We start from the raw sequence: 7,518 nt of genomic DNA, 5'->3' as shown, positions 1-7,518 counted from the left end.
AACCTGAGCAGCGCACCGACATCGTAGCTCTCCGGGAACCCCTTGCGCTCCATGAGGTTCTCCCGGCGCAGGATCTCGTTGGGCAAGAGGAAGCCGTCGGTGGTGATGAGGTCGACCTTCGGGCTCGACGGCCAGCGCGCCAGAAGCTCCTTCAGCACGCGCGCGGTGGTCGACTTGCCGACCGCGACCGAGCCAGCAATGCCGATGATGAAGGGGGTCTTGATGATGTCCTTCACCTTAAAGAAGGCCTGGCGCTGCCGAAACAGCAGCTGGCTCGCCTCGACATGCGCCGAAAGCAGCCGGGAAAGCGAGAGGTAGATGCGCTTGACCTCTTCGAGGTCGACCGGGTCGTTGAGCGAGCGCAGCCGGTCGATCTCGTCTTCGGTGAGCGTCAGCGGCGTGTCGGCGCGGAACTGCGACCATTGCTCGGCGGAGAAGAATCGAAAAGGGGAATACTTCTCGGTAGGAGCCAGCTGGTCCATCGGGTTTCCTGCCCTCCTAGAACATGATGCCGAAAAGTGCGAAGCGGTTTTCGGCCGACATCATGTTCCGTCCGTTTCGTTCCATCAGCCCCGGGGACGGGACGCCTTTTCGGCGATGCCCGAGCGGCCGGTGCGGCCCTCGAGCTCCTTCAGCACATCGTCCAGCGGAATGCCCGCTATGCCGAGGACGACCAGCCAATGATACAGAAGATCGGCACTTTCCGAAACGAGCGCCTGCCTGTCGCCACGGATGGCGGCGATTACGGTTTCGACGGCTTCTTCGCCGAGCTTCTGCGCCGCCTTGTCCATGCCCTTGGCGAACAGTTTCGCCGTCCATGAGTCCGGGTCGCCGGAATGGGCGCGCTGATGAATGATCTGTTCCAGCTCGGCGAGCGAAAAGTCTGCCATAACAGCTATTTATGCCCCACGGGCGGCCAAGTCCAGCCGCATCGGCAGGCCGGCTTTGGCCATATGCGCCTTGGCCTCGGCGATCGTGTAGGTGCCGAAATGGAAGATCGAGGCGGCAAGCACGGCGCCGGCATGGCCGTCGCGGATGCCTTCGACGAGGTGATCGAGCGTTCCGACGCCGCCCGATGCGATCACCGGCACGCGCACGGCGTCGGCGATCGCCCGGGTGAGCGCAATGTCGTAGCCCGCCTTGGTGCCGTCGCGGTCCATCGATGTCAAAAGAATCTCGCCGGCGCCGCGCTCGACCATGCGCCTGGCGAAGTCGACGGCGTCGATGCCGGTCTTCTCGCGCCCGCCATGGGTGAAGATCTCCCAGCGGTCGGCCTCGCCCTGCGCCGACACCTTCTTGGCGTCGATCGCCACGACGATGCACTGGTTGCCGAACTTGTCGGCCGCTTCCGCGACGAAATCCGGGTTCTTCACCGCCGCCGTGTTGATCGACACCTTGTCGGCGCCGGCCAGCAGCAGCCTGCGGATGTCGGCCACCTGGCGCACGCCGCCGCCCACGGTGAGCGGCATGAAGCACTGCTCGGCCGTACGGGCGACCACGTCGAAGATCGTCTCGCGGTTGTCGGACGATGCGGTGATGTCGAGGAAACAGAGCTCATCGGCGCCGGCCGCGTCATAGGCCTTCGCGGCCTCGACCGGGTCGCCGGCATCGACAAGGTCGACGAAATTGACGCCCTTGACGACGCGGCCGTTCTTGACGTCGAGGCAGGGGATGACGCGGGCTTTCAGCATCATTTGCCTTCCAAGGTGGACAGCAGGTCGACCACCAGCTCGCCGACCAGCGGCGGCACGTCGCCCTTGGGATCGAAGGCCGGATCGTAGGCGGACACGGTGAGCCCGGCGATGGCGAGCGGGCCGGCGAGGCCGCACATCGCGGTGCGCACCTGCTCCGGCGCCGGACCGCCGGGCGTGGTGTAGCGGTTGGCCTGCAGCTTCTCGGGGTCGTGCACGTCGAGGTCGACATGCATGTGGACCTGCCGCGCGCCGTCGGCTTTCAGCCGTTGCGCAGCAGCCTTCCAGTCGGGACACTCGGTCCGGATGATCGGCAGCTTTTCCAGCAGTTCCTTCTCCGCGTTGTCGAGGTCGCGCGCATTGACCAGAACGCAGCGCGACGGATCGACCGGCTTGAAGCCCGGAATCTGTGTCGCCATCGCTCGCCAGCAGAGGCCGAGCGCGGTCGCCAGCGCCATGCCGTCGAGAAAGCCCGTCGTGGTGGTTTCCGGCGTGTTGAGGTCGCCATGCTGGTCGGCCCAGATGATGGCGTCCGCGCCGGCGCCGGCCACGGCGCCGGCGGCGGTCAGGCAGTTGCCGGCCAGCACGATTGGAAACCGCTTCTTGTCCAGCGCCATGCGGACTTCGCCCGAAACGGCGTTGCAGACGGCAAATCCGGTGCTGATCTCGCGCTCTTCTTCGTCCTCGACCACCTTGCCGATGTCGTTCACCTCGACATCGTGGCCGGCGAGCTTCAGCGCCTCGGCCAGCCCGCCCGAGATCAGCGCGTCCGGGCCCTGGCCGCAGCCGCCGTGGAAGTGGCCGCTGTCATAGGATGCCAGGATGATCGAAATGTTCACTATTCTGCCTCCGCCCGCTCGCCGCGCAGGATCGCCAGCGCCTCGGCCGGGTCGATACGTCCGTCATATAGGGCGCGGCCCGAGATCGCGCCTTCCAGTTTTTGCGCATCGGGCATGGTCATGCGCACGATGTCGGCGATCGAGGCGAGGCCGCCGGATGCGATCACCGGGATGGACACCGCCTCGGCGAGGCTGATCGTCGAATCCCAGTTGATGCCGGAAAGCACGCCGTCGCGGTCGATGTCGGTGTAGATGATGGCGGCCACACCGGCGCCCTCGAATTTCTTGGCGAGCTCGATGACGCCGAGCTCGGAGGCCTCCGCCCAGCCTTCGACCGCCACCTTGCCGCCCTTGGCGTCGATGCCGACGGCGACCTTGCCGGGAAAAGCCTTGCAGGCTTGCTTGACCAGCTCCGGCTCGCGCACCGCGATCGTGCCGAGGATGACGCGGGCGAGTCCACGATCCAGCCAGTCCTCGATCTGCGGCAGGGTTCGTATGCCGCCGCCGAGCTGCACCGGGTTCTTCGTCGCCTTGAGGATGGCGCCGACCGCGGCGGAGTTGACGCTCTGGCCCTTGAAGGCGCCGTTCAGGTCGACGACGTGCAGCCATTCGAAACCCTCGTCCTCGAAGGCCTTGGCCTGCGCGCCGGGATCGTCGTTGTAGATGGTGGCGGTGGCCATGTCGCCGTGCTTCAGGCGCACGCATTGACCGTCCTTGAGGTCGATGGCCGGAAACAGGATCATGGGTCAGGCGCCCTCGACGATGACGAAATGGCCGGTCGAAGCGGCGAGCCGGAACTTCGAGGCATGCTGGTATTCAGGCGAATGATAGCATTCGATCGCCTTGTCGTAGCTGTCGAACTCGACCAGCACGTGCCGGTTGCCGGTCACTCCTTCCGGGCTCTCGTAGCGGCCCGCGCGGACGGTGAACTTCGCGCCGTATTTCGCGAAGGCGACGGCGTTCGCTTCGATATACTGCTTGTAGACGTCCGGATCGCGGACATCAATCATCGCCATCCAATAGCCCTTCTTGCTCAATCTCAGGGCCTCCATTTCAGGAAATTGGTGATCAGCGCCAGGCCGAGCGCCTGGCTCTTTTCGGGATGGAACTGCGTGCCGGCGAGGTTGTCGCGCGCCACCGCCGCCGTCACCGCGCCGCCATAGTCGGCGGTCGCCACGATCTCCGCCGGTTTCTTCGCATCCAGGTGGTAGGAATGGACGAAATAGGCGTGCAGCCCTTTCGGGCCGGTCTCGATGCCGGAAAACAGCGGATGCGGGCGGACGAGCTCGATCGTGTTCCAGCCGATCTGCGGGATCTTCAGCGCGGGATCGGACGGCGTGATCTCCTTGACGTCGCCGGCGATCCAGCCGAGGCCCTTGGTCACGGTCTTTTCCAACCCGCGTTCCGACATCAGCTGCATGCCGACGCAGATGCCGAGGAACGGCCGCCCCTTGGCGATGGCGGCTTCCTCCACTGCCTCCCACATGCCTGGCACCGCATGCAGGCCGGCGGCGCAGTCGGCATAGGCGCCGACGCCCGGCAGCACGATGCGGTCGGCGGAACGCACGCGCTCGGCGTCGGCCGTCAGCTCGATGGACGCTGCAAGGCCCGCCTCATGCGCGGCGCGCTCGAAGGCCTTGGTGGCCGAGCGCAGATTGCCCGAGCCGTAGTCGATGATGGCTACCCGCATGTCAGGGCCTTCCAGGCGTATGGGTCAGGCCGAGCGCCATGCCTGTCTGTGGCGGACGTGCCTGGGATGCATCCGGCACGATGCGCGGCAGGGCCGGCTGCTCTTCGCTCTCCTCGCCCGCTTCCAGCGCGTGGCGCGTCTCGGCATCGGCGAGATTGCCGGCCTCGACCACGCTCCATTCGCGCCAGCCGCGCCGCCGCAGCGAAGCGATGCGCAGGGCCTGTCCTTCGAAGCCGACGTAGAGCGAGACGAGCAGCGACAGCAGCGACCCGGCCCCTTCGAGCCCGAGCCGCTCGCCGGCCACCGAAAGGAGCGCCATGACGATGAAGGTCAGGGCCGCCTCGATCCACATACGGTGCCAGGCGAGCCAGAGCGGCGCGACCAGGAAACCCAGCCAAGTGAAGCTGTCGCGCACGAAACTTGCGTCCTCGGCCTTGTCGCCGGCCGGCGGCTGCATCACGACATAGATCGCCATAGGGCTATCCTTTCAGGGATCCCTTTGTGGACGGCACCGCATCGGGCTGGCGTGGATCGGGCTCCAGCGCCGCGCGCAACGCCCGCGCCACCGCCTTGAAGCAGGTTTCGGCGATATGATGGTTGTTGGCGCCGTAATGGTTGGTCACATGCAGCGTGATGCCGGCATTCTGCGCCAGCGCCTGGAAGAACTCGCGCACCAGCTCCGTGTCGAACGTGCCGATCTTCGGCGACGAGAAGGCGACGTTCCAGACCAGGAAGGGCCGGCCGGAGACGTCGATCGCCGCCCTGGTCAGCGTCTCGTCCATGGCAAGGTCGATCGAGGCATAGCGCATGATGCCGCGCCGCTCGCCCAGCGCCTTGCTCAAGGCCTGGCCGATCGCGATGCCGGTGTCCTCGACCGTGTGGTGGTCGTCGATATGCAGGTCGCCCTTGGCCTTGATGGTCATGTCGATCAGCGAATGCCGCGACAGCTGGTCGAGCATATGGTCGAAGAAGCCGACGCCGGTCGAAATGTCGGATTTTCCCTTGCCGTCGACATCGACGGAGACCGAAATCTCGGTTTCCTTGGTCTTGCGGCTGACTTCGGCCGAACGCGTCATCGCTCTGTCCTTGTTGCCCTGTTCGGAGGCGCCGGGGCTTGAAAACGAAAGCCTTCTATCAGCATGATCCGGCGATTGCCAGTTGCCATTCCGGTCGCACTCGGCCTCGGCCGAGGGCGGTTTGCAATCGTTGGCCCTATGCATACATATGGCCGATCAAACTTACTCGTACCGCGCCAATCGCCTTTTCAAGGGATAGCGCGAATCGGAGCAGAACATGTCGAATGAACTCACCATGCACGCCACGACCATCATCAGCGTGCGCAAGGGCAACAAGGTCGTGATCGCCGGCGATGGCCAGGTCAGCCTGGGCCAGACGATCATGAAGGGCAACGCCCGCAAGGTGCGCCGCATCGGCAAGGGCGGCAGCGTCATTGCCGGCTTCGCCGGCGCCACCGCCGACGCCTTCACTTTGCTCGAGCGGCTCGAAGCCAAGCTCGAGCAATATCCCGACCAGTTGACACGCGCCTGCGTCGAGCTCGCCAAGGACTGGCGCACCGACCGCTATCTGCGTCGCCTGGAGGCCATGATGCTGGTCGCCGACAAGTCCGTCTCGCTGGCGCTGACCGGCAATGGCGACGTGCTGGAGCCCGAACATGGTGTCATGGCCATCGGCTCCGGCGGCAACTACGCGCTTGCCGCGGCCCGCGCCCTCATCGACACCGACAAGGACGCCGAGGAGATCGCCCGCAAGGCCATGCAGATCGCGTCCGATATCTGCGTCTACACCAACAACAATTTTGTTGTCGAAACGCTCGATGCCGCCTGAGGTCCATGATCGGGGAGGAGATCATGGTCGATCAGGAACATAGCTACGATTTTCGGCCGGTCACGGAAAAGGACCTGCCGTTGATCGCCCGGTGGCTGCGCGAGCCGCATGTCGCTGAATGGTGGGACGATCCGGACAAGGAGATCGCCGAGATCCGCGAGCATATCGAGTCGGTCTCGGTGGAGCCGCTGATCGTCGAACTCGACGGCAGGCCGATTGCCTATCTGCAGAGCTACGATCCGCATATGGAGGACGATCACCCCTATGCGGATCAGCCTTTCGGCACGCTTGGCATCGACCTTACGATCGGTCCGCCGGAGCTGGTCGGCATCGGCCATGGCTCGGCCATTGTGCGCCAGTTTGTCGAGGAATTGTTCGAGGAGGGCGCGCCGCGCGTCATCATCGATCCGCATCCCGACAATGGCCGCGCCATCCGCGCCTATGAGAAGGCCGGCTTCAGGCCGATCGGCCGCAGGCATTCGCAATATGGGGACGTCGTGCTGATGGCCGTCGATACGGCCGAGGACGACGAACATCTGGGGGACTGAGGCAATGACCGCATCCGGAGAGGACAAGACGCTTTCGGCCTATGAGGACAGCTGGCGCATGGGCCTGCTGCTGGTCCTCGCCTTGATCATCTTCCAGGCGGGCGCCTTGTACGGCATGGGGCATCCGCCGATCTGCACCTGCGGCTACGTCAAGCTCTGGCACGGCGTGGTCAACAGCTCGGAGAATTCCCAGCACATCGCCGACTGGTACACCTTCTCGCACATCATCCACGGCTTCCTGTTCTATGCGCTGGCCTGGGCGCTGTTCCCGCGCTCGCCGATCGGTCTGAGGCTTGCCTTCGCCGTCCTCATCGAAGGCGGCTGGGAGATCCTGGAAAACAGCCCTTTCATCATCGAGCGCTACCGCGCCGGCACCATCTCGCTCAGCTATTACGGCGATTCGATCATCAATTCGGTGTCCGACACGCTGTTCATGGCGCTGGGATTTGTGATGGCGCGAAAGCTACCTATATGGGTGATCGTGGCCCTGGCGCTCATCTTCGAGCTCGGCACGGGTTACATCATCCGGGACAATCTGACGCTCAACGTGATCATGCTGCTGCATCCGTTCGAGTCCATCAAGCAGTGGCAAAGTGGAATTTGAGTAATATGAGCACCTTTTCTCCCCGCGAAATCGTTTCGGAACTCGACCGCTTCATCATCGGCCAGAAGGACGCCAAGCGCGCTGTGGCCATCGCCTTGCGCAACCGCTGGCGCCGCCAGCAGCTGGAAGGCCAGATGCGCGAAGAGGTGATGCCGAAGAATATCCTGATGATCGGCCCGACCGGCGTCGGCAAGACCGAGATCTCGCGCCGCTTGGCCCGGCTCGCCGGCGCGCCCTTCGTCAAGGTCGAGGCGACCAAGTTCACCGAGGTCGGCTATGTCGGCCGCGATGTCGAGCAGAT

Annotated in this window: 12 protein-coding genes and 1 pseudogene; 4 read left to right on the top strand and 9 right to left on the bottom strand. The window is 64.7% G+C overall.

Annotation, left to right across the window (positions count from 1 at the left end; all coding sequences use genetic code 11):
• From EOD07_RS15430 to hisB, 9 genes and pseudogenes are all read right to left on the bottom strand, one after another.
• Positions 1–482: pseudogene (locus EOD07_RS15430) on the bottom strand (type I pantothenate kinase); the annotation flags it as partial.
• Positions 483–566: 84 nt separating this feature from the next.
• Complete coding sequence (locus EOD07_RS15425) at positions 567–890, bottom strand: phosphoribosyl-ATP diphosphatase (protein WP_041009827.1); 324 nt, start codon at positions 888–890, stop codon at positions 567–569.
• Between the two features lie 9 nt (positions 891–899).
• The gene (gene hisF / locus EOD07_RS15420; RefSeq protein ID WP_164772269.1) at positions 900–1,694 is read right to left on the bottom strand and encodes an imidazole glycerol phosphate synthase subunit HisF; all 795 of its coding nucleotides are present in this window, start codon (positions 1,692–1,694) and stop codon (positions 900–902) included.
• Positions 1,691–2,530 (bottom strand): arginase family protein, encoded by an 840-nt coding sequence (locus tag EOD07_RS15415; RefSeq protein ID WP_127236087.1) that lies wholly within the window; start codon positions 2,528–2,530, stop codon positions 1,691–1,693. The genes hisF and EOD07_RS15415 overlap by 4 nt, the downstream gene beginning before the upstream one ends.
• On the bottom strand, positions 2,530–3,273 hold the full coding sequence (gene hisA, locus EOD07_RS15410) for a 1-(5-phosphoribosyl)-5-[(5-phosphoribosylamino)methylideneamino]imidazole-4-carboxamide isomerase (protein ID WP_127236086.1): 744 nt from the start codon (positions 3,271–3,273) through the stop codon (positions 2,530–2,532). The genes EOD07_RS15415 and hisA overlap by 1 nt, the downstream gene beginning before the upstream one ends.
• Before the next feature lie 3 nt (positions 3,274–3,276).
• On the bottom strand, positions 3,277–3,567 hold the full coding sequence (locus EOD07_RS15405; protein ID WP_127236085.1) for a DUF1330 domain-containing protein: 291 nt from the start codon (positions 3,565–3,567) through the stop codon (positions 3,277–3,279).
• A gap of 2 nt (positions 3,568–3,569) precedes the next feature.
• Positions 3,570–4,220, bottom strand: a complete 651-nt coding sequence (gene hisH, locus EOD07_RS15400; RefSeq protein ID WP_127236084.1) for an imidazole glycerol phosphate synthase subunit HisH — start codon at positions 4,218–4,220, stop codon at positions 3,570–3,572.
• 1 nt (position 4,221) lies between these two features.
• On the bottom strand, positions 4,222–4,695 hold the full coding sequence (locus EOD07_RS15395) for a DUF2628 domain-containing protein (protein WP_127236083.1): 474 nt from the start codon (positions 4,693–4,695) through the stop codon (positions 4,222–4,224).
• A gap of 4 nt (positions 4,696–4,699) precedes the next feature.
• Positions 4,700–5,296 (bottom strand): imidazoleglycerol-phosphate dehydratase HisB, encoded by a 597-nt coding sequence (gene hisB, locus EOD07_RS15390; protein ID WP_073984595.1) that lies wholly within the window; start codon positions 5,294–5,296, stop codon positions 4,700–4,702.
• Positions 5,297–5,513: 217 nt separating this feature from the next.
• Here hisB and hslV point away from each other — a divergent pair, with 217 nt between their 5' ends.
• The 4 genes from hslV to EOD07_RS15370 form a co-directional block, all read left to right on the top strand.
• Positions 5,514–6,065, top strand: coding sequence for an ATP-dependent protease subunit HslV (gene hslV / locus EOD07_RS15385; protein ID WP_040986886.1), 552 nt, complete (start codon positions 5,514–5,516; stop codon positions 6,063–6,065).
• Between the two features lie 23 nt (positions 6,066–6,088).
• Complete coding sequence (locus tag EOD07_RS15380; RefSeq protein ID WP_164772268.1) at positions 6,089–6,613, top strand: GNAT family N-acetyltransferase; 525 nt, start codon at positions 6,089–6,091, stop codon at positions 6,611–6,613.
• Between the two features lie 4 nt (positions 6,614–6,617).
• Positions 6,618–7,217 carry a DUF2585 domain-containing protein gene (locus EOD07_RS15375; RefSeq protein ID WP_127236081.1) on the top strand — a complete coding sequence of 200 codons (600 nt, stop codon included), beginning with the start codon at positions 6,618–6,620 and terminating at the stop codon, positions 7,215–7,217.
• 5 nt (positions 7,218–7,222) lie between these two features.
• A partial coding sequence (locus tag EOD07_RS15370) for an AAA family ATPase (protein WP_127236080.1) occupies positions 7,223–7,518 on the top strand: 296 nt, incomplete at its 3' end.

The sequence above is a fragment of the Mesorhizobium sp. M2C.T.Ca.TU.002.02.1.1 genome (genome assembly GCF_003997225.1).
This window is presented reverse-complemented; position numbering and strand designations above follow the sequence as displayed.